We start from the raw sequence: 18,043 nt of genomic DNA on the forward strand, positions 1-18,043 counted from the left end.
AGGAGAGGAAAGGGGGAAAGGAGGGGACGCGGCGAGGGCCGCGTCGCAGGGTGACTCAGTCTATCTTGGCCAGGGTGTCGAAGTTGCTATGGTTGCAGTCTTCGAATTCCCGCCGGGGCTCTTTCAGCTTGATCTGGTAGGACTTGCCCTGGGCGGTCAGGATCAATTCCTTGTCGGCGCTGGCCAGCGGTTTGGGCATCAGGAACCAGCGCTGCCCCTGGCGGGAGTTGGGCTGGGTGATGTAGATGCCGCTGGACGGAGGCGTTTCCGGCTGCTGCGGGTCCAGCAGCGACACCCCGACCGGCGTTTGCCCCAGTATTTCAATGCCGACCTTGGTGCCGTTGTTCTGGCGCAGGATGCGCCGGATGATGCCCAGCAGCGGCGGGTGGCTGTCGGTGCGCACCAGAATCAACCGTCCGATGGCCAGCTGCTCGATGGCCTTGCCGATGAAGGTCAGGCCCATGCCGGTGCTGCTGATGTCATTGATGCGCCATTCGTCGATACGGTCGACGTCCAGCGCGCTGACGTCCTGCACCTTGATCTGGAAAGCCACGCGTTCGAAGCCGATGGAGACGTGCGCGCTGGAGGCGTGCAGCGAGCGTTCCGATTTGCGCAGCGATTTGCCGCCGTCGTTTGACCAGCGGATGGCCAGCTTTTCGCATAAATCGGCCCACTCCTCGCGCTCCAGTTCGCAATCCAGCGCGGCAATCTGCGACGGGATGCGGGAGTCTAGGTCGAACATCAGGTCGGCCAGGCGGGTGCTGATTTCATATGACGACCAATAGCGGTGCCATTTGCCGGCCATGCCGCGCAGCATCGGCTGAGGCGGCTCCGCCATCGACAAATTGAAGACGAAAACGGGCGTCTCCAGCGGCGGCTGTTTTTCCAGCGGAATCTGTTGGCAGATCAGCAACAGCAGTTGGTCGACTGCGATGATCTCCTTGTGCAGCATGTTTTCCGTCTGCGCCAGATACAGCATGCCCGCCTGCAGCAGGAGATGCTCGCAGGTGATTTCTTGGCGCGAGTGGGGATACAGCAGCAGCGGGGTGCGGGCGAAGCCGGCTTCCTCGGCGTAGATGTAAAAGCGGAAACCCTGCTGCCAGGCGCTGCCTTCCGGTTTCAGGTAACGCAGCGCGTTCCAGGCCAGCAGCCGCATCTGGTGATGCAGCCCGCGTATGGTGACCAGCTGCAGCTCGGCCTCGGCGGCTTGGCTCGGCGCGTTTTTGTGCAGCCTCAGGCAAATCTGGTAGGCGGTGGACAGCTCATGCCAGTACGCCAGAATGGTGGGCAGATAGCCTTTACTGCCTGCTCTGGCATGCAGGTAGTCGCTGCACAGCTGCTGATGGATGTCGGCCGCCTTGTCGTCCACATAGAGCAGCGTTTTGACGCGCTCTTTCAACGATATCTCGGTATCGGCGTTAATTTTGGAAATAGCCTTGATGATTTCTACCAAGGCAGTAAAGTATTCAGCCTGCGGCAAGTCTCGTACCAGCAGGGTTGCCGATTGCGCCACGCCGGATGCCGGCGTGTTTTTGCTCAGAAGCGAAGTGACTAGCGATTTGAAATCAAACATTGAGCCCAGCTTTATTAATGAAAGTGATGTACTCGCTTATTTGTCACTCTATCTTACGTCACGCGTTGATGATGGTGAAACTACAATCTCAAAATTAACAAACATGGCCTGGACAAGGAAATTCTCATTTTGGGTATCGGTCGCGGCGTTCGTTTTGGCGGCCTTGGCCGCGGTTCCGTCTGCCCGCGCCGCGGAAGAGCCGCAAGTGCCTGAAGGGGTTGGGGTTGTGCTCGGCGGCGGCGGCGCGCGCGGTTTCGCCCACCTTGGGGTATTGAAGGAGCTGGAACGGCTGCGCATTCCGATTTCCTGCATTGCCGGCACCAGCGCCGGGGCCTTGATCGGTGGCATTTACGCCAATGGCTTGCCGCTGGACGAGATGGAGAAGGAGTTCAATGGCGCCGACTGGGATCAGATGCTGTCCGGCCGGCCGGCGCGGGCGAATATCCCGTATGACCGCAAGCGCAATGACTACAAGAATTATCTCGATGCCAGCTTTGGCCTGAAAGACGGCGAACTGCGTTTGCCGCGCGGCGCCATCAATTCCCAGGGCATCGAGATGTACATCCACAACATCACGCGCGATCGCAATATCGACAGCTTCGACAAGCTGCCCATCCCGTTCCGCGCCGTTGCCGCCGATTTGCTGACCGGCGACGCGGTCGTGTTCGACAAGGGCTCGCTGTCGCGCGCCTTGCGCGCCAGCATGGCGGTGCCGGGCGTGTTCGATCTGGTGGAAGACAATGGCCGCCTGCTGGTGGACGGAGCGATTGCCCGCAATGTGCCGGTGCAGGATGTGAAGGGGCGCTGCGCCAAACATGTGATTGTGGTGGATGTGGGCTCGCCGCTGATGAAGGCCGATGAAATCCAGTCCTGGTTCGACGTGGTGGCGCAAAGTTCCAATCTGGCGGTGATGCGCAACGTCAGGCAGCAGATGAAGTTGCTGGACAAGAACGACATCGTGATCCGGCCTGACCTCACCGGCTATACCGCCGCGTCATTTGGCGACCATCGCGCCATCGTCAAGCGCGGCGAGGAAGCAGCGCGCAAGATGGATGCCCAGCTGTCGGCGCTTTCGGTCTCGGAAGAACAGTACGCGGCGTGGAAAAGCCGCTTGCAGAGGCCGCGCTATCCGGTGCTGGACGAGGTCAAGGTGGAAGGCAAGGACGGCACTTTCACCAAGGTGGCCACCCTGCAGGAGTCCTTGAGCTTCAACGGACCGGCGGTGCCCGTTGGCATGGCGCGGCAACGCCTGGATGAGATATTCGCTGGCGGCGAATACGACAAACTGTCCTATCGAGTCGATAACGTTACCGGCCGCAACGTGATGACGGTGATGCCGGTAGAACGCAGCATAGGCCAGAACTCGCTGCACTTTGGACTCAATCTGAACAGCGACACGCCTGGCGACAGCACTTTCACTTTCCGCGCCGCCCATGAGTGGGCTTCGCTGAACGATGCGGGCGCGTCATGGCGCAATGACGTGGCGATTGGCTACGAGAAGTCGATTACCTCCGAAATCTACCAGCCCTTATGGCGCGGAAGTCCATTCTTCGTATCCGGCTCGTTGAGCTATGAGCAGAAGCCGTTCCGCGTGTTCAACGACGATCATACCGTCCTGGGCACGCTGAAGAACGATGTGTTGAGCGGCGAGCTGAATACCGGGGTGGCGCTGGGCAAGTACGGTGAGTGGCGTATCGGCCTCTACCGGCAGGATAATGATTATTCCTTGCTGCAAGGGGACTCCAGCGATTTTGATGGCAGCTTGCGTTTCCGCGATGTCGGCGTGCAAACCCGTTTGGTGGTGGATCAGTTCGACAATCCGCGTTGGCCGCGGGCCGGCTATTACTTCAGCGGCAAGTTCGGCGCCGGTTTGCCGGCTTTGGGCAGCGAGGTCAATCAAAAATTTTACGATGTGACCGGCGAGCTGGCCCGAACCTATGGGGACTTTACCGCCCGTTTCACTGCCAAGGCGCGCGGTTATGTCGACATCCGGGCCGGCTTCATTCCGCAAACTCTGGGGGGGTTCCTTAATCTGACGGGTTACCAGAACGGTGAACTGATGGCTGAACAAGTGGCTTTGGGTCGGCTGATGGTGTACTGGCGCGCGGCATCGCTGCCGCCGGTGCTCGGTTCCGGCGTCTATGCCGGCGTGTCGCTGGAGGCCGGTCGCCTGTGGGGGCAGAACTATACCGAGTTGCAGTCTTCCCGCGATTGGATTCCAGCCGGTTCGCTGTTCTTGGGCGCCGATACCATCCTGGGGCCGTTCTTTGTCGGCGTCGGCACGGCGAAGGGCGGGCAGTTGACCGGCTATATCTACCTCGGCGTCGATTATTGAGCGCGCGGCGCGCTGTGATGGCCCGGCGATCCATTGACGATGGATCGCCGGGCTGTCCTTTAGGTCTGCTGCATTGCGATATTGGTACGAACGTTTGATTTAGTCCTGGCGTTTGCGCTTGTCATGTTCTATCCCGGTTAAGGGCCGCCATCCGGCGGCCCTGGTCAAGAACACATCGGGAGAGATAATGAAACGTCTGTTGTCGCGCAGCGCTTTCGCGCTCGTCTTGCTGCTGCTGCCGTTCGCATCGGCCCTGGCCGCCACCGGCTATACCCAAACTCGCTATCCCATCGTGCTGGTGCACGGCCTGTTCGGTTTCGGTCAGTTGCTGGGCGTGGACTATTTCTATCAGGTGCCGGCGGCGTTGAAAGCCGATGGCGCCCAGGTGTTCGTGGCCGAGGTATCGGCCACCGACAGCAATGAGGCCCGCGGCGAACAGCTGCTGCAGCAAGTGCAGCAGATATTGGCCATCACCGGCGCGCAAAAGGTCAATCTGATCGGCCATAGCCAGGGCGCGCCCACGGCGCGCTACGTGGCCGGCGTGCGGCCGGATCTGGTGGCCTCGGTCACCACGGTGGGCGGCGTCAACAAGGGTTCCACCGTGGCCGACATCGTGCGCGGCGTGGCCCCTCCGGGAACGGTCAGCGAAGCGGTCGCTTCGGCCGTCGCCGGCGCCTTGGCCAAGGTGATCGCCTTCTTCTCCGGCACCAGCGACTTGCCGCAGCAGCCCATCGCCGCGCTGAACTCGCTGACCACGGCCGGCTCCCTGGCCTTCAACGCCAAGTTCCCGGGCGGCGTGCCGACCTCGGCCTGCGGCGAGGGCGACTACCAGGCGAATGGCGTGCGCTACTATTCATGGACCGGCGCGGCCACCACTACCAATATCCTCGATCCGCTGACCATCCCGATGGGTGTGTTGGGCCTGGCTTTCGGCGCCACGCCGTCCGATGGTCTGGTTGGCGTGTGCTCGGCCCACCTGGGCCAGGTGATTCGCGACAATTACCAGATGAACCACGTCAACGAGATCAATCAGAGCTTCGGCTTGGTCAGCCTGTTCGAGGTGAGTCCGGTCACGCTGTATCGTCAGCAGGCCAACCGGTTGAAGAACGAGGGGCTGTAAGATGAGACGCCGCAGTGGGTGGGGATTGGCCTTGCTGGCCGGATGCGCGGCGTTGGCCTGGTGGTATTGGCCGACCCCCGCCTCGGGACCGTCCAGCTTGCCGGGCTCCGTGGCATGGGGCGGTCCGGCGGCCTCGCTGCGCGGCACCTCGCCGGACGGCGCGGTCAAGGCCGATGGCGCGGGCGCGCTGCGGGTCGATCAGGCGCTGCGCCGTTTGTTCGACTATTACCTGGCCACGCAGGGCGAGCGCACCCTGCCGCAAATCCGCGCCGAGCTGCAGCGTTATCTGCAAGGCCGCTTGCCGGCCAAGCCGTTGGCGCAGGCGATGAACCTGTTCGACCGTTATGTCGCCTATCGCCAGTCGCTGGCGGGCATGACGGTGGCGGCCAGCGCCGATCTGTCGCAAAGGCTGGCCAGAGCGCGGGCGGTGCGGCTGCAGTATTTCAGCGCGGCCGAGGTGGCCGGGTTGTTCGGCGACGAGGACCGCTATGACGCGTTCACTGCGCAACGCTTGGCCATTGTGGCCGATCCTTCATTGAGCGCGGCGGAAAAGCAGCGGCGGATCGCCCTGCTGGAGCAGCAGCTTCCGCCTGAGCTGCGCGCGGCGCGCGAGGAGCCGGTCAAGCATCTGGCCTTGGCGGAGGCGGAGGCGGCGCTGCGCCAGCGCGGCGGGGGCGAGCAGGAGCTGTACCAGCTGCGCGCTTCCATGGTGGGGCAGGCAGCGGCCGATCGCTTGTCTGAACTGGACAGGGAGCAGGCGGCATGGCGGCAGCGGGTCAATGATTTCACCCGCGAGCGCGCCGCCATCCTGGCCAATGGCCGACTCAGCGCCGAGCAGCAACAGCAGGCGGTGGCGCAATTGCAGGCGCAGCGTTTCTCGGCGCAGGAGGCCTTGCGTCTGCCTGGCTTTGTCGCCAGTCATTGAGTGTCGGCTGCAACGAAAACAGGCGCCGCATGGCGCCTGTTTCTATTGAAGCAATCAGGATCAGGGCTGGTTGAAAAACAGCCGCTGCAGCGCCTCGCCCGGCTCCGCTTCCCGCATGAAGGCTTCGCCCACCAGGAAGCTGTGCACGCCGCTGGCCTGCATCAGCCGCACGTCTTCCACGCTGGCGATCCCGCTCTCGGTGACGGCGATGCGGCCGTCGGTGATGCGCGGCAGCAGTTTCAGCGTGGTGGTTAAGCTGACTTCGAAGCTGCGCAGGTTGCGGTTGTTGACGCCCACCAGCTCGGTCTTCAACTGCAGCGCGGCGTCGAGTTCCGCCTCATTGTGCACTTCCACCAGCACCGCCATGCCCAGCTCATGGGCCAACGCTTCCAGTGCCATCATCTTAGGCAGTTCCAGCGCGGCGGCGATCAACAGGATGCAGTCCGCGCCCATGGCGCGGGCTTCGTACACCTGGTATTCGTCGACGATGAAATCCTTGCGCAGTACCGGCAGATGGCAGGCGGCGCGGGCGGCTTCCAGGTAGGAGGCGTCGCCCTGGAAGTATTGGCGATCGGTCAGCACCGACAGGCAGGCTGCGCCATGGGCGGCGTAGCTGGCGGCGATGGCGGCGGGCTGGAAGTCCGCGCGGATCACGCCCTTGCTCGGGCTGGCTTTCTTGATTTCGGCGATGACCGCGGCCTTGCCCAGCGCGTGCTTGGCGCGGATGGCGGCGACGAAGTCGCGGCGGTCGCCGCGGGCCTCGGCCTCGGCGCGCACCGCGGCCAGCGGACGCGCGGGCAGCGCCGCGGCGATTTCCTGGCGTTTGGTGGCGATGATGGTGTCGAGAATATCGGACATGCTGATTCGGGGGTTGAAAGTCGAATAGGCCATCATGCAGAACATCCCGCCCGATGGCAAGCCGGATCGGAACGGGATGGGGGAGATCCAACGGTGGCTCAGACCTCCGTTGGGTTTGTCGCAGCAGGCTCAGCGCGACACGAAGCCGCCGTTGATGAACAGGGTCTGCGCCGTGGTCCAGCGGTTTTCCGGCGATACCAGATGCTTGACCAGCGGCACCAGATCGGCCACCTGGCCCAGCTCGCCGTTGATGCTGGCGGACTTCAGATAGGCCACGGTTTCCGGCGTTTCCACGGAGTAGAAGAAGGCCGTGTCCATCGGGCCGGGGGCCACCACGTTGACCGTGACGCCGCGGTGGCCGATTTCCTTGGCCAGCGCGCGGGTAAAGTCCTCCAGCGGCGCCTTGCTGCCGGCGTAAGCGCCGTAGTAGCCGGTGGTGGCTGCCAGCAAGGAGGTGCCGATGCTGACGATGCGGCCGTTGTCGCGAATGCGGCGGCCGGCTTCTTGCAGGCAGAAGAACGCCGCTTTGGTGTTCAGCGCGAAGATGGCGTCGAATTCCTCCTCGCTGACTTCCGTCACCGGCTTCTTCACCATCATGCCGGCGGTGTTGATCAGGATGTCCAGATGGCCGAAGCGTTGCTCCACCGCGTCGAACAGGCGGCGCACTTCCGCCGTCTTGGTGATGTCGGCTTGCACTGCGAAGGCCTGGCCGCCGGCGGCATGGATCTCGGCCGCGGCTGCTTCGGCGTCGGCGCGCGAGCCGGCGCTGTTGTAGTGGATGGCAACGGCGGCGCCTTCGGCTGCCAGCGCCTCGGCAAAGGCCCGGCCCATATTGCGCGATGCGCCGACGACCAGAGCAACTTGACCTGCGAATTGGGATTGGCTCATTTCACTTCTCCGTAAGATTGACCGCAAAGCGCGGCGGGCTGTGGATGCTTCGCAGTGTATTGCTGGCATAGGGCAAGATAAATCAGCCTGATTTGATTACACTATCCATAAAAACGTGCTAATCGGAGGGAGGATGGATCGGATACAAGCCATGCAGGTATTCGTCACCGTGGTGGATGCCGGCGGCTTCACCAAGGCGGCGCAGCAATTGCAGCTGCCGCGCGCGTCGGTTTCCAGCGCGGTGCAGCAACTGGAGGCGCAGCTGGGCGCGCGGCTTTTGCACCGGACCACGCGGCGGGTGCAGCTGACGCTGGACGGCAGCGGTTTCTACGAGCGTTGCCGCCAGTTGCTGGCGGATTTCGACGAGATCGAGGCGTTGTTCAGCCAGCAGGGCGCCGGGCCGCGCGGCAAGCTGCGCATCGACGTGCCCGGCCCGATAGGCCGCCAGGTATTGGCGCCGGCCTTGCCGGATTTTTTCCGGCAATACCCGGACGTCCAGCTAGAGCTGGGCGTGACCGACCGGCCGGTGGACTTGATCCAGGAGGGCGTGGATTGCGTGATCCGCGTGGGATTCCTCAGCGAATCGCGCCTGGTGGCGCGGCGCATCGGTTTGATGCCGCAAGGCAATTACGCCAGTCCGGATTATCTGGCGCGGCATGGCCTGCCCTTGTCGCCGGACGATCTGGATCAGCACTTGGCGGTCACTTATGCCTCGCCGGCCAGCGGCAAGGCGCTGGGCTGGGAGTATCAGCAGCAGGGCGAGTGGCGCGAGCGGCCCATGCGGTCCTGCGTCAGCGTCAATCATGTGGAAACCTACACCGCCTGCGCGCTGGCCGGGCTGGGCCTGATCCAGCTGCCGCGCTACGACGCCGCGCAGTATGTGGCGGCGGGACAACTGGTGGAAGTGCTGGCCGACTGGCCGCCGCAGGCCTTGCCGGTATCGGTGCTCTATCCGCATCGCCGCCATTTGTCGCGGCGGGTGCAGGTGTTTGTCGAGTGGGCGGGCGCCTTGATGCGGGAGCAGCTGCAATTGCTGGCGTGAGCCGGCGCTTAACTCTCTGCCGGCTCGCGGCTGGAAATGCCCAGCCGCTGCATGCGCGATAGCAAGGTGGTGCGCTTCAGTCCCAGCTTGGCGGCCGCGCCGCGCGGGCCGGCGACGATGCCGTTGCATTCCTTCAGCACCCGGAGGATGCGCTCCTTTTCCGGCTCGCAGGCGTCGAACAGCGGCGTTTCCCGCCGCGCGGGCGCGGCGGGCGGCGTACAGGAAGGCGCGGCCTGATGATAGGCGAGATCGGTTTGCGGCAGATTCAGCACCGGGCCGCGCGTCAGAATCACTGCCCGCTCGATGACGTTTTGCAGCTCGCGCACATTGCCTGGCCAGTTGTGCCGCTGCAGCCGCTGCAGCGTTTCCGCCGGGATGCTTTCTATGCAGCGGTTCATGCGCCGCGCGAACTTCTGCGTGAAAAACTGCGCCAACAAAGGAATGTCGTCGGGCCGGTCTCGCAGCGGCGGCAGCAGGATGGGAAACACGTTGAGCCGGTAATACAGATCGCTGCGGTAGCGCTTGTCGGCGATCATGCCCATCAGGTCGCAGCTGGTGGCGGAGATCACGCGCACGTCCACCGGAATGATTTTCTGGCCGCCCAGCCGTTCCACCTCGCGTTCCTGCAGCACGCGCAAGAGCTTGGGTTGCAGCTCCAGCGGGATGTCGCCGACTTCGTCGAGAAACAGCGTGCTCTGGTCCGCCATTTCAAAGCGGCCGAGGCGCTGCGCGGTAGCCCCGGTGAAGGCGCCTTTTTCGTGGCCGAACAGCTCGCTCTCCAGCAGTCCGGCGGGAATGGCGGCGCAGTTCATATTGACCATGCGCTTGCCCGCGCGCGGGCTGTGGGCGTGGATGGCGCGCGCGATCAGCTCCTTGCCGGTGCCGGTTTCGCCCAGCAGCAAGACCGAGCAGTCGCTGGCTGCGACGATCTCCACCTGTTCCAGCACGGCGGACATGGCCGCGCTGTGGCCGATGATTTCGTCAAAGTTTTGATAATGCTGGATTTCGCTGGTCAGCTGCAGGTTCTCGCTGGCCAGTTGGTCCTTCAGGCGCGAGATTTCCTGATAGGCCAGCGCATTGTCCAGGCCCAGGGTCAGCCGCGCCGCCACCTGTTGCAGCAGCGGCAGCACCGCGCGGAAATAGCCGCTGTCGCCGGGATAGGCCAGCAGCAGCGCGCCCACGGTGCCGGACGCCCCGCACAGCGGCAGCACGCACAGCGAGCGGCAGCCGGCGCGCATCACGTCGGCAAAGCGCGGGTGGACGGCGGCCATTTGCTCCAGCGTCGGTTCGCTGGCGAGCAGCAGCTGGCGACCCAGCATCGCCTCGCGCGCCGGCAGGCGTTCGCGCGGGTAGCAGGTGTGGCGGCAGCGTTCGCGGCCCTCGCGCTCCAGATAAATATCGTGAGTTTGCAGCTCGCCATCGTCGCCGGCGTGCAGATTGAGGCCGACGAAACTGACGCCGAAGGCCAGTTGCAGCGCCTGCGCTACTTTTTCCGCCAGTTCTTCCAGCTGCAGCGTGGACAGCACCGCGTTGGTGACGTCCACCAGGATTTGCAGTTGGTCGCGGTCGGCGCGCAAGGCGGCTAGCGGATCGGCGGGCGGCGCAGGCTGGCCGCAGGGTTGTGGCGCGAGTATCGGCATGGGTGGGCTCGGAAATGGCGGAAACTTGCAGAGCAAATTTTACCGGCCGGCCGCACCTGCTCAAAGCATAAGCGCTGCCTAATCGCCATGGGTTTAATCTGCGTCAGATAGCCAGGGCAGGCTGTCCAGCGACGCATCGTCGCGCAGGGCGGCGTAAAGCCGGCTCACCGCCTGGCGCACCTGCTCTGTCATCGGGCAGTAGAAGGCCACCAGATCGGGCTGGATGCCGATGAATTCCACCACCGGCACGGTTTCCGCCAGTCGCTCCATCACAAAACTCAGCGGCAGATCGTGGGTGCTCATGATGAACATGTCGGCCAGCGCATCCGGTGGCACGCGGCGGATTTCGCCGGGGGCGAGGCCCATGTCTGCGGCGTCCACCAGCACCACGCGGCGGGGCGCGCGGGCGGCGATGCGGTGGGTGGCGTTTTCCGGCGCGCTGCCGCCATCCTCCACGTCCCAGCCTGGCAGGGGAGCTTGGCGCATCAGATCGGCCAGCAGCGGGCCGGCGCCGTCGTCGCCCATCATGCTGTTGCCCACGGCCAGGATCAGGTCCGGCGTATCAGTCTTCATGTCGTTTCACCATCAGGTAAAGCGCCGGCTCGGCGTCCATTGCCGCCAGCGCGCGCATCAGCGCGTCGCTCCAGCCGCGTTGCGTGTCGTTCATGGCGTCTCGTCCGCGCGTCAGAGCCAGGGCGAGCGGGGCGGCGTGGCTGGCGTCTATCATGATCTCGCCGAAGCGCAGCGCGCCGGCCAGCTTGCGCCTTGCCTCGCCCTCGGGCAGCGTGGCCAGCCATGCCGCGTAGCCGTCCTCCGGGCAGCTGAGCATGGTTTGCAGGCAGTCGATGACGCCGATGTGGTGGCCCAGCGCCAGCGTCTGGTAGATCACCTGGCGCGCGCCGTCGTCGTCCGGCATGTCTTCTTCGCGCTGCAGGAATTTGCGTCCCAGCGAGTGAAACACGATGCGGCCCATGGCTAGCCTCCTTCCGTGCTGATATCCCACAGCCGGGTGAAGATTTCGTTCTCGCGCGGGTCGTCTATCGCCGATAGATGGCGCTTGACGCGCTCGTCCAGCGTCAGGCCGTCGGTTTGCGAAGCCAGGTCCATGAATTGGTCGGCCAGAAGGCGGCCGCTGCGGTAGCCGGCCAGCCGTCGCGCCTCGCGCTCGATGCGCACCCGGGTATCCAGCGGAATGCGCGGGTGCGGCAGCAGGGCGCGGTCGCATTCGCCCTCCACCTGATGGCTGGCGTGCAGCTTTTGCTCCAGCAGCCCCAGCGCCATGGCGAAGCCGTAAATCGTGGCGGCTGGCGTCGGCGGGCAGCCGGGGATGTAGACATCCACCGGCACGATCTTGTCGCTGCCGCCCCATACGCAGTAGAGGTCGTGGAAGATGCCGCCGCTGCAGCCGCAGGCGCCGTAGGAGACGGAAATCTTGGGGTCCGGCGCGGCCTGCCAAGCGCGCAGCGCCGGCATGCGCATGGCGCGGGTGACGGCGCCGGTGAACAGCAGGATGTCGGCGTGGCGCGGCGAGGCCACCACTTTGATGCCGAAGCGTTCGGCGTCGAACACCGGGGTGATGGCGGCGAAAATCTCGATCTCGCAGCCGTTGCAGCCGCCGCAGTCCACACGGTAGACATAGGCGGAGCGCTGGATGTCCTTCAGCAGCTTTTGCTTCAGTTGGGCGATGCCCTCGCTCTCGGTCAGCGGCTTGGGCATGCCGTATTCGTCGCGCGGGATGATCAGGCCGGCGTCGGCTTGGATGGGAATCATGCTCGCTCCTCCTGGCGGCTGCGCGTCAGCGCGTCGCGTTCTATGGTCTGCTTGCGTTTGCATTCGGGGCAGGCGGCGTACAGTCCGCGCAGATGCTCGTCCAGATTGAGGCCGCTCTGGCGCAGCAGGTCCATCACATGATGGATTTCCTTGGCCGGCGCGAAGGGCTTGCCGCAGCAAGCGCAGTTTTCCAGCCGGAAGCTGGCGCGCTGGATCAGGTCGTCCTTGCAGGCCACGGCTAGCTCGAATTCCTGGGTCAGCTGGATGGCGCGGGTGGGGCAGACTTCCTCGCAGCGGCCGCAGAAGATGCAGCGGCCCAGGTTCAGCGCCCATTCGCGCCGCCCGGCGCGGCTGTCGGTTTGCATCGTCAGCGCGCCGGCCGGACAGGCCTGGGTGCAGGCGGCGCAGGCGATGCATTGGCGGGCGTTCAGCTCCGGCTTGCCGCGAAAACCGGGGCTGACCGGAAACGGAGCGAACGGGTATTTCGTCGTCGGTTCGCCCGCCTTGGCTATGATCTTGAATAGCTTGAACATGGCGTTTTCCTATTTGAGCGGCGAATCTTTGCGCTCGCGGCCGTAGCGTTCGATTTCCTTGTACGGCACGGTGGTGGACTTTTTCTTCTTCACGTCGACCAGCGTCACGCGGTCGGTGCAGGAGTAGCAAGGATCGATGCTGGCCACGATCAGCGGCGCGTCGGACACGGTGTTGCCGCGCAGCATGTAGCGTAGCGGCGGCCAGTTGGCGTAGGTGGGCGCGCGGCAGCGCCAGCGGTACAGCTTCTGGTTGTCGCCGGTCATCGCCCAGTGGATGTCCTCGCCGCGCGGCGCTTCGGCAAAGCCCAGTGCGAACTGGTGCGGCTGGTAGGCGAAGCCTTCCAGCAATACCGGGCCGGCGGGCAGGTTTTCCAGCGCGTGCTGGATCATGGCCAGCGAGTCGAAGAATTCGCGGGCGCGGATCAGCACGCGGCCCAGCACGTCGCAGCTGTCTTCGGTGTGAACGTCGAAAGGCAGGCTGGCGTAGGCGCCGTAGGGGTGGTCGGCGCGGATGTCGCGGGCGAAGCCGCTGGCGCGCAGCAGGGGCCCCACCGGGCTGAAGTCGCGCGCGACTTTGCGGTCCAGAATGCCCACGCCGCTGGTGCGCTGGCGCAGGTTGGGCGTGGACAGCAGCATGTCCACCAGCCGCGTGGTTTCCTCGCGCAGCTCGGCCACCAGTTTCAGCGTGCGCTGGCGCTCTTCTTTCAGGATGTCGCGGCGCACGCCGCCTATCAGGTTCATGCCGTAGGTTTTGCGCGCGCCGGTCAAGAGTTCCGCCATGGTCATGGCTTTTTCGCGGACGCGGAAGAACTGCATGAAGCCGGTATCGAAGCCGACGAAGTGGCTGGCCAGGCCCAGGTTCAGCAAGTGGCTGTGCAGCCGCTCCACCTCCAGGAATACGCTGCGTATCATCTGCGCGCGGGGCGGCACGGCCAGGCCCAGCGCGTTTTCCACCGCGCTGGCGTAGGCCACGCTGTGGGTGAAGCCGCAGATGCCGCAGACGCGGTCGGACAGGAAGGTGACTTCGTCGTAGCCCATGCGTGTTTCGGCCAGCTTTTCCATGCCGCGGTGGACGTAGAACATGCGGTAGTCGGCGTCGACGATGGTTTCGCCGTCCACAAACAGCCTGAAGTGGCCCGGCTCGTCCGAGGTGATGTGCAGCGGGCCCAGCGGCACGTCGCGGGTGATGCCGGCCGCATCGTTGACGAAGGTGTAGGTTTCGGTATCGGTGGCGGGGGCGGGGCGCTGGTTGTAGGCCATCGCGTCCTTGCGCAGTGGATAGAGCTCGTCCGGCCAGTCGTCCGGCAGCACCAGCCGCCGCTCGTCCGGGATGCCCACCGGCGTCAGGCCGTACATGTCGCGCACCTCGCGCTCGCCCCATACGGCGGCCGGCACCCGCGGCGTGACGGAAGGGAATTCCGGCCGTTCCGGGGCTATCAGCGCGCGCACCACCACCCAGCACTTGACCGGTCCCTCCATCGACAGCACGTAGTAGACGGCGAAGTGGCCGTTGAGCGGCCGCTCGTCGTTGCCGAACAGCACCGACAGCCAGCCTTCGTTCTGGTAATACAGCCACTCCACCACTTCGGGCAGGCTGGAGAGCTTGACCGTGACGGTCAGTTGATCGGCGGTTTGCCATTCCGCTTCCAGCACCGTGTGCGGGAAGCGTTGCTTCAGGCCGTCCAGATAGTTGCGGCCCAGTTTGTCGTCATTCATGTTTTTCTCCCAGGCCTCAGCGGATGACTACGGGGTGGTTGGCTGCGGCCAGCACGATTCGGCTCGCTTCGCGCAGCAGCGTCTGCAAGCTATCCGGCATGAACAGGCCTATCGCCAGCATGGCCAGCATCAGCAGGATCAGCGGCAGCAGCGTCAGCCAGCCGGCTTCGCCCGGCAGCACCTCTTCCGGGGCGGGGCCGAACAGCGTGGCCGCCAGCATGCGGGCAAGCCCTGCCAGTACGATGGTCAACAGCAGCAGCACGACGAGGGTCAGCGCGACATGGCCCTGCTTGAAGCCGGCGGCCACGATCAGGAACTCGCTGTAGAACACGTTGAACGGCGGGATGCCGCCCAGCGCCAGCGCGCCGGCGCCGAACAGCATGGCCGTCAGCGGCGCGGCGCGCAGCAGGCCCTTGACCGACCCCATGTCCGGCGTGCCGTACTTGAGCAGCACATTGCCGGAACCGCAGAACAGCAGCGCCTTGGCCAGGCTGTGGTTGACGGTATGGAACAGCGCCGCCATCACGCCCAGCGGGCCGCCCAGGCCCAGGGCTATGGCGATCAGCCCCATGTTTTCCACGCTGGAGTAGGCCAGGAGCCGCTTGATATGGCGCTGCGACAGGATGAACAGCGCCGCCACGGCCACCGACATCAGGCCGAAGGCCAGCAGCAGCGTTTCCGAGAAGCCCGGCCCCAGCGCGCGCGAAGCCAGCATGTGGAAGCGGATCACAATCAGCAGCGCGCAGTTGAGCAGCACGGCGGACAACAGCGCGCTGACCGGGCTGGGCGCCTCACTGTGGGCGTCGGGCAGCCACGCGTGCATGGGGAAGAAGCCGGCCTTGGTGCCGAAGCCGATCAGCACGAAGACGAAGGCGATGCGCGTCAGCGCCGGGTCCAGCTGATGGGCCATGGCCAGCAGCGTGGTCCATTGCGCCGCGCCGCCGTGGTCGCCCAGCAGGCTGGCGGCGTTGGAATAGACCAGCACCACGCCGTAGAGGCCGAAAGCCACGCCCACGGTGCAGATCACCATATACTTCCAGGCCGCCTCCAGCGAGGAGCGCTGGCCGTAGAAGCCCACCAGGAAGGCCGAGCCCAGCGTGGTGGCTTCCACCGCCACCCACATCATGATGACGTTGTTGGCGGTGACGGCCAGCAGCATGGTGAACAGGAACAGCTGGAAGAGGGCGTAGTAGCCGCACAGCCGCTCCGGCCCTACCTCGCCGTGTTGCAGCTCGTGGCGCATATAGCCTATCGAGTACAGGCCGGTGGCGAAACCCAGCGCGCCGATCAGCGCCAGGAACAGCGCGCCCAGCGCATCGATGCGCAGCCAGCCGTCCAGGGCCTCCAGCGGGCCGCCGGACAGCGCCTCGGCGCAGGCGGCCAGCGACAGAACCAGCAGCAGCGAGACGCTGGCCAGGTGAACCAGGCTGGCCAGCCGCGCGCAGGCCGCGCCGGCCAGGCGGCTGCCCGCGCACAGCGCGGAGGCCAGCAGCGGAATCAACAACAGAAAAGCAAGCCAATGCGTAGCAGTCATGGCCTCAACCCTTCAAAGCGGTCAGTTGCCGCACGTCCAGCGTTTGCAGCGTGCGATGAATGCGGCGCGCCAGCAGCGCCATGATCAGCACCGCGCACACCGCGTCCGTGGCGATGCCTATTTCCACCACCTCCGGCGCCTTGCCGGCCATCAAGGCCAGGGTCAGGTGGGCGCCGTTCTCCATCAGGCAGTAGCCGAAGATCTGCTTGAGGATGTTGCGCGAGGTGACGATGCAGGCCAGGCCCAGCAGGAAATGGCCCAGCGATACCGCCAGCGCCGGCTTCAGGTGGGCCACCACCGCCAGCTGCACGGCATCCACCGCATACCAGCTGACCAGTACGATCAGCGACGCCAGCACGGCCATCCAGGCCGGGCCGAGCAGGCCGGTCAGCTCAGGATCATCCTGCAGCGGCCCCAGCAGCTTGATCAGGATCAGCGGCGCCAGCACCACCTTGGTGACGAAGGCCGAAGCCGCCCACAGCGTCAGCTCGTGCGAACCCTGCGTAATGGCCAGCGCCAGAAACACCGCCACCAGCACCAGCGATTGCAGCATGTAGAAACGGGCGGCCGTAGCCACGCGGCCGGCGCAGATCACCAGCAGCGAGGTGACGATCAAGAGCCCGGTCAGATTGTTGACGATCAGCATTCCGTCCATGCATTCCTCCTCAAGCCAGCCAGGCCGCGGCGATGAAGCTGGAAGCCAGGCTCATCGCCAGCAGCACGGCCAGCACGGTTTTCATTTGCCAGGGCAGCGGCTGCGCCGCGGCCACCACCGGGGACGGTTCGCCCGGCACCGTCTTGCCGAACCAGCGCAAGAACCAGGCGAAGCTGGCCACCGATTCCGCCATCGCCAGCAGCATCAGCGGCAGCAGCCAGGGCTCGGTTTGCGATAGTTGGAAACCGGCGGCGAAGATGGCGAACTTGCTGAAGAAGCCGTTGAAGGGCGGCACGCCGGTGATCGCCAGCGCCGCCACGCAAAAGCTCACCCCCAATAGCGGCGCGCCGCGCAACAGGCCGCGCAAAGACGGCAGCAAGCGTGTCCCGCAGCTGTAGCTGAGCGCGCCGGCCACCAGGAAGAACAAGCTCTTGGCGAAGGCGTGGTTGAAGATGTGGGCGATGGCGCCGTTGAAAGCCAGGCGAGAGCCGAAGGCCGACAGCGACAGCGCCAGGAAGATGTAGGACAGCTGGGTGATGGTGGAATAGGCCAGCAGCCGCTTCATATCCTTTTGCGGCAGATACATCCAGAAGCCGTACAGCAGCGTGACGGTGGCCATCACCGCGCCCACCCAGCCCACCAGGTGCGGCACGCTGCCGGTGGCGTCCAGCGCGCGGGCGAAGATGTAGACGCCTACCTTCACCATGGACGCCGCGTGCAGATAGGCGGACACCGGGGTCGGCGCCTCCATCGCGTCCGGCAGCCACATGTGCAGCGGCAGCTGGGCCGATTTGCCCCAGGCCGCCCACAGCACGCCCAGCAGCACCACGATCTTGGCGGAATCCGGCAGCGCCGAAATCGCGGTTAGGCTGAAACTGCCGCTTTGGGCGAACAGCCAGCCTGCGGCCAGGTACAGGCCCAGCGAGCCGATGTGGGTGATCAGCAAAGCTTTCAAGGCAGACTGCAGCGCCTTGGGCTTCTGGTAATAGCCGATCAGCCCCCAGGAGCAGGCGCCGGTGATCTCGAAGCACACCAACTGGCCCAAGAGGGTGGACGACAGCACCAGGCCGGCCATCGCGCCGATGAACACCAACAGGTAGGCGTAATAGCGCGGCGCGGCGGCGTGCGGGTGCTCGCGGTTGGCCGGCGTCATGTAGGCGGTGGAGTAGAGCGCCACCAAGAAGCCCAGCCCCACCACGGCCATGCCGATCAGCGTGCTGAGACGGTCCACGGTGAGGCCCAAGAGCTCGATGCCGGCCAAGCTCAGCAGCGGGTAATGGGCGGCGACGGCGCCGCCTTCCCGGAAGTCGGCCGCCAGCCAGATGGCGCTTGCCGTGGCCGCGAGCGCGAACAGCGGCGCCAGCGCGCGGCCGGCTGGGCGCGGGCTGGCCAATACCAGCGCCGCGCCGAGGAAAGGCAGCAGGATGGTCGCCAGAGCGAGGTGTTCCATGAGT

The 18,043-nt window shown here is 65.0% G+C and carries 16 protein-coding genes; 4 read left to right on the forward strand and 12 right to left on the reverse strand.

What is annotated here, in order from left to right:
- Window positions 1-55: 55 nt before the first annotated feature.
- Window positions 56-1,573, reverse strand: coding sequence for a PilZ domain-containing protein (locus JHD59_RS00110; RefSeq protein WP_199152681.1), 1,518 nt, complete (start codon window positions 1,571-1,573; stop codon window positions 56-58).
- A gap of 205 nt (window positions 1,574-1,778) precedes the next feature.
- Here JHD59_RS00110 and JHD59_RS00115 point away from each other — a divergent pair, with 205 nt between their 5' ends.
- From JHD59_RS00115 to JHD59_RS00125, 3 genes are all read left to right on the forward strand, one after another.
- On the forward strand, window positions 1,779-3,908 hold the full coding sequence (locus JHD59_RS00115; RefSeq protein ID WP_199152682.1) for a patatin-like phospholipase family protein: 2,130 nt from the start codon (window positions 1,779-1,781) through the stop codon (window positions 3,906-3,908).
- Window positions 3,909-4,095: 187 nt separating this feature from the next.
- Window positions 4,096-5,028, forward strand: a complete 933-nt coding sequence (locus JHD59_RS00120) for a triacylglycerol lipase (RefSeq protein WP_199152683.1) — start codon at window positions 4,096-4,098, stop codon at window positions 5,026-5,028.
- A 1-nt stretch (window position 5,029) separates the two neighbouring features.
- Entirely contained in the window at window positions 5,030-5,953 is a 924-nt protein-coding gene (locus JHD59_RS00125) for a lipase secretion chaperone (RefSeq protein ID WP_199152684.1), read from the forward strand.
- 60 nt (window positions 5,954-6,013) lie between these two features.
- Here the strand turns inward: JHD59_RS00125 and trpC are convergent, their stop codons facing one another.
- Entirely contained in the window at window positions 6,014-6,811 is a 798-nt protein-coding gene (gene trpC, locus JHD59_RS00130) for an indole-3-glycerol phosphate synthase TrpC (protein ID WP_199152685.1), read from the reverse strand.
- A 129-nt stretch (window positions 6,812-6,940) separates the two neighbouring features.
- Window positions 6,941-7,699, reverse strand: a complete 759-nt coding sequence (locus JHD59_RS00135; RefSeq protein WP_103320431.1) for an SDR family oxidoreductase — start codon at window positions 7,697-7,699, stop codon at window positions 6,941-6,943.
- A 133-nt stretch (window positions 7,700-7,832) separates the two neighbouring features.
- On the opposite strand from JHD59_RS00135, the gene JHD59_RS00140 reads away from it, so the two are divergent.
- Entirely contained in the window at window positions 7,833-8,741 is a 909-nt protein-coding gene (locus JHD59_RS00140; protein WP_199152686.1) for a LysR family transcriptional regulator, read from the forward strand.
- An 8-nt stretch (window positions 8,742-8,749) separates the two neighbouring features.
- On the opposite strand, the gene JHD59_RS00145 is transcribed toward JHD59_RS00140, so the two are convergent.
- From JHD59_RS00145 to JHD59_RS00185, 9 genes are all read right to left on the reverse strand, one after another.
- The gene (locus JHD59_RS00145; RefSeq protein ID WP_199152687.1) at window positions 8,750-10,381 is read right to left on the reverse strand and encodes a sigma 54-interacting transcriptional regulator; all 1,632 of its coding nucleotides are present in this window, start codon (window positions 10,379-10,381) and stop codon (window positions 8,750-8,752) included.
- Window positions 10,382-10,474: 93 nt separating this feature from the next.
- On the reverse strand, window positions 10,475-10,954 hold the full coding sequence (gene hycI, locus JHD59_RS00150) for a hydrogenase maturation peptidase HycI (RefSeq protein ID WP_199152688.1): 480 nt from the start codon (window positions 10,952-10,954) through the stop codon (window positions 10,475-10,477).
- Window positions 10,944-11,354 carry a formate hydrogenlyase maturation HycH family protein gene (locus tag JHD59_RS00155; protein WP_103320439.1) on the reverse strand — a complete coding sequence of 137 codons (411 nt, stop codon included), beginning with the start codon at window positions 11,352-11,354 and terminating at the stop codon, window positions 10,944-10,946. The genes hycI and JHD59_RS00155 overlap by 11 nt, the downstream gene beginning before the upstream one ends.
- Window positions 11,355-11,356: 2 nt before the next feature.
- On the reverse strand, window positions 11,357-12,151 hold the full coding sequence (locus tag JHD59_RS00160) for an NADH-quinone oxidoreductase subunit B family protein (RefSeq protein ID WP_199152689.1): 795 nt from the start codon (window positions 12,149-12,151) through the stop codon (window positions 11,357-11,359).
- Entirely contained in the window at window positions 12,148-12,684 is a 537-nt protein-coding gene (locus JHD59_RS00165) for a formate hydrogenlyase complex iron-sulfur subunit (protein WP_199152690.1), read from the reverse strand. Before JHD59_RS00165 ends, JHD59_RS00160 begins: the two co-directional genes overlap by 4 nt.
- 9 nt (window positions 12,685-12,693) lie before the next feature.
- Window positions 12,694-14,400 (reverse strand): NADH-quinone oxidoreductase subunit C, encoded by a 1,707-nt coding sequence (locus JHD59_RS00170; RefSeq protein ID WP_199152691.1) that lies wholly within the window; start codon window positions 14,398-14,400, stop codon window positions 12,694-12,696.
- 16 nt (window positions 14,401-14,416) lie between these two features.
- The gene (locus JHD59_RS00175) at window positions 14,417-15,934 is read right to left on the reverse strand and encodes a hydrogenase 4 subunit F (protein ID WP_199152692.1); all 1,518 of its coding nucleotides are present in this window, start codon (window positions 15,932-15,934) and stop codon (window positions 14,417-14,419) included.
- Between the two features lie 4 nt (window positions 15,935-15,938).
- Complete coding sequence (gene hyfE, locus JHD59_RS00180) at window positions 15,939-16,589, reverse strand: hydrogenase 4 membrane subunit (RefSeq protein WP_199152693.1); 651 nt, start codon at window positions 16,587-16,589, stop codon at window positions 15,939-15,941.
- Between the two features lie 10 nt (window positions 16,590-16,599).
- On the reverse strand, window positions 16,600-18,039 hold the full coding sequence (locus JHD59_RS00185) for a hydrogenase 4 subunit D (RefSeq protein WP_199152694.1): 1,440 nt from the start codon (window positions 18,037-18,039) through the stop codon (window positions 16,600-16,602).
- Window positions 18,040-18,043 lie beyond the last annotated feature (4 nt).

It is taken from the genome of Chromobacterium sp. ASV23 (assembly GCF_016428945.1).
Classification (GTDB): Bacteria; Pseudomonadota; Gammaproteobacteria; order Burkholderiales; family Chromobacteriaceae; genus Chromobacterium; species Chromobacterium sinusclupearum.

Coding starts and splice junctions, on each gene's coding strand:
- JHD59_RS00110 (WP_199152681.1), bottom strand. CDS start 1,573: ATGTTTGATTTCAAATCGCTAGTCACTTCGCTTCTGAGCAAAAACACG.
- JHD59_RS00120 (WP_199152683.1), top strand. CDS start 4,096: ATGAAACGTCTGTTGTCGCGCAGCGCTTTCGCGCTCGTCTTGCTGCTG.
- JHD59_RS00125 (WP_199152684.1), top strand. CDS start 5,030: ATGAGACGCCGCAGTGGGTGGGGATTGGCCTTGCTGGCCGGATGCGCG.
- trpC (WP_199152685.1), bottom strand. CDS start 6,811: ATGTCCGATATTCTCGACACCATCATCGCCACCAAACGCCAGGAAATC.
- JHD59_RS00135 (WP_103320431.1), bottom strand. CDS start 7,699: ATGAGCCAATCCCAATTCGCAGGTCAAGTTGCTCTGGTCGTCGGCGCA.
- JHD59_RS00140 (WP_199152686.1), top strand. CDS start 7,833: ATGGATCGGATACAAGCCATGCAGGTATTCGTCACCGTGGTGGATGCC.
- JHD59_RS00145 (WP_199152687.1), bottom strand. CDS start 10,381: ATGCCGATACTCGCGCCACAACCCTGCGGCCAGCCTGCGCCGCCCGCC.
- hycI (WP_199152688.1), bottom strand. CDS start 10,954: ATGAAGACTGATACGCCGGACCTGATCCTGGCCGTGGGCAACAGCATG.
- JHD59_RS00155 (WP_103320439.1), bottom strand. CDS start 11,354: ATGGGCCGCATCGTGTTTCACTCGCTGGGACGCAAATTCCTGCAGCGC.
- JHD59_RS00160 (WP_199152689.1), bottom strand. CDS start 12,151: ATGATTCCCATCCAAGCCGACGCCGGCCTGATCATCCCGCGCGACGAA.
- JHD59_RS00165 (WP_199152690.1), bottom strand. CDS start 12,684: ATGTTCAAGCTATTCAAGATCATAGCCAAGGCGGGCGAACCGACGACG.
- JHD59_RS00170 (WP_199152691.1), bottom strand. CDS start 14,400: ATGAATGACGACAAACTGGGCCGCAACTATCTGGACGGCCTGAAGCAA.
- JHD59_RS00175 (WP_199152692.1), bottom strand. CDS start 15,934: ATGACTGCTACGCATTGGCTTGCTTTTCTGTTGTTGATTCCGCTGCTG.
- hyfE (WP_199152693.1), bottom strand. CDS start 16,589: ATGGACGGAATGCTGATCGTCAACAATCTGACCGGGCTCTTGATCGTC.
- JHD59_RS00185 (WP_199152694.1), bottom strand. CDS start 18,039: ATGGAACACCTCGCTCTGGCGACCATCCTGCTGCCTTTCCTCGGCGCG.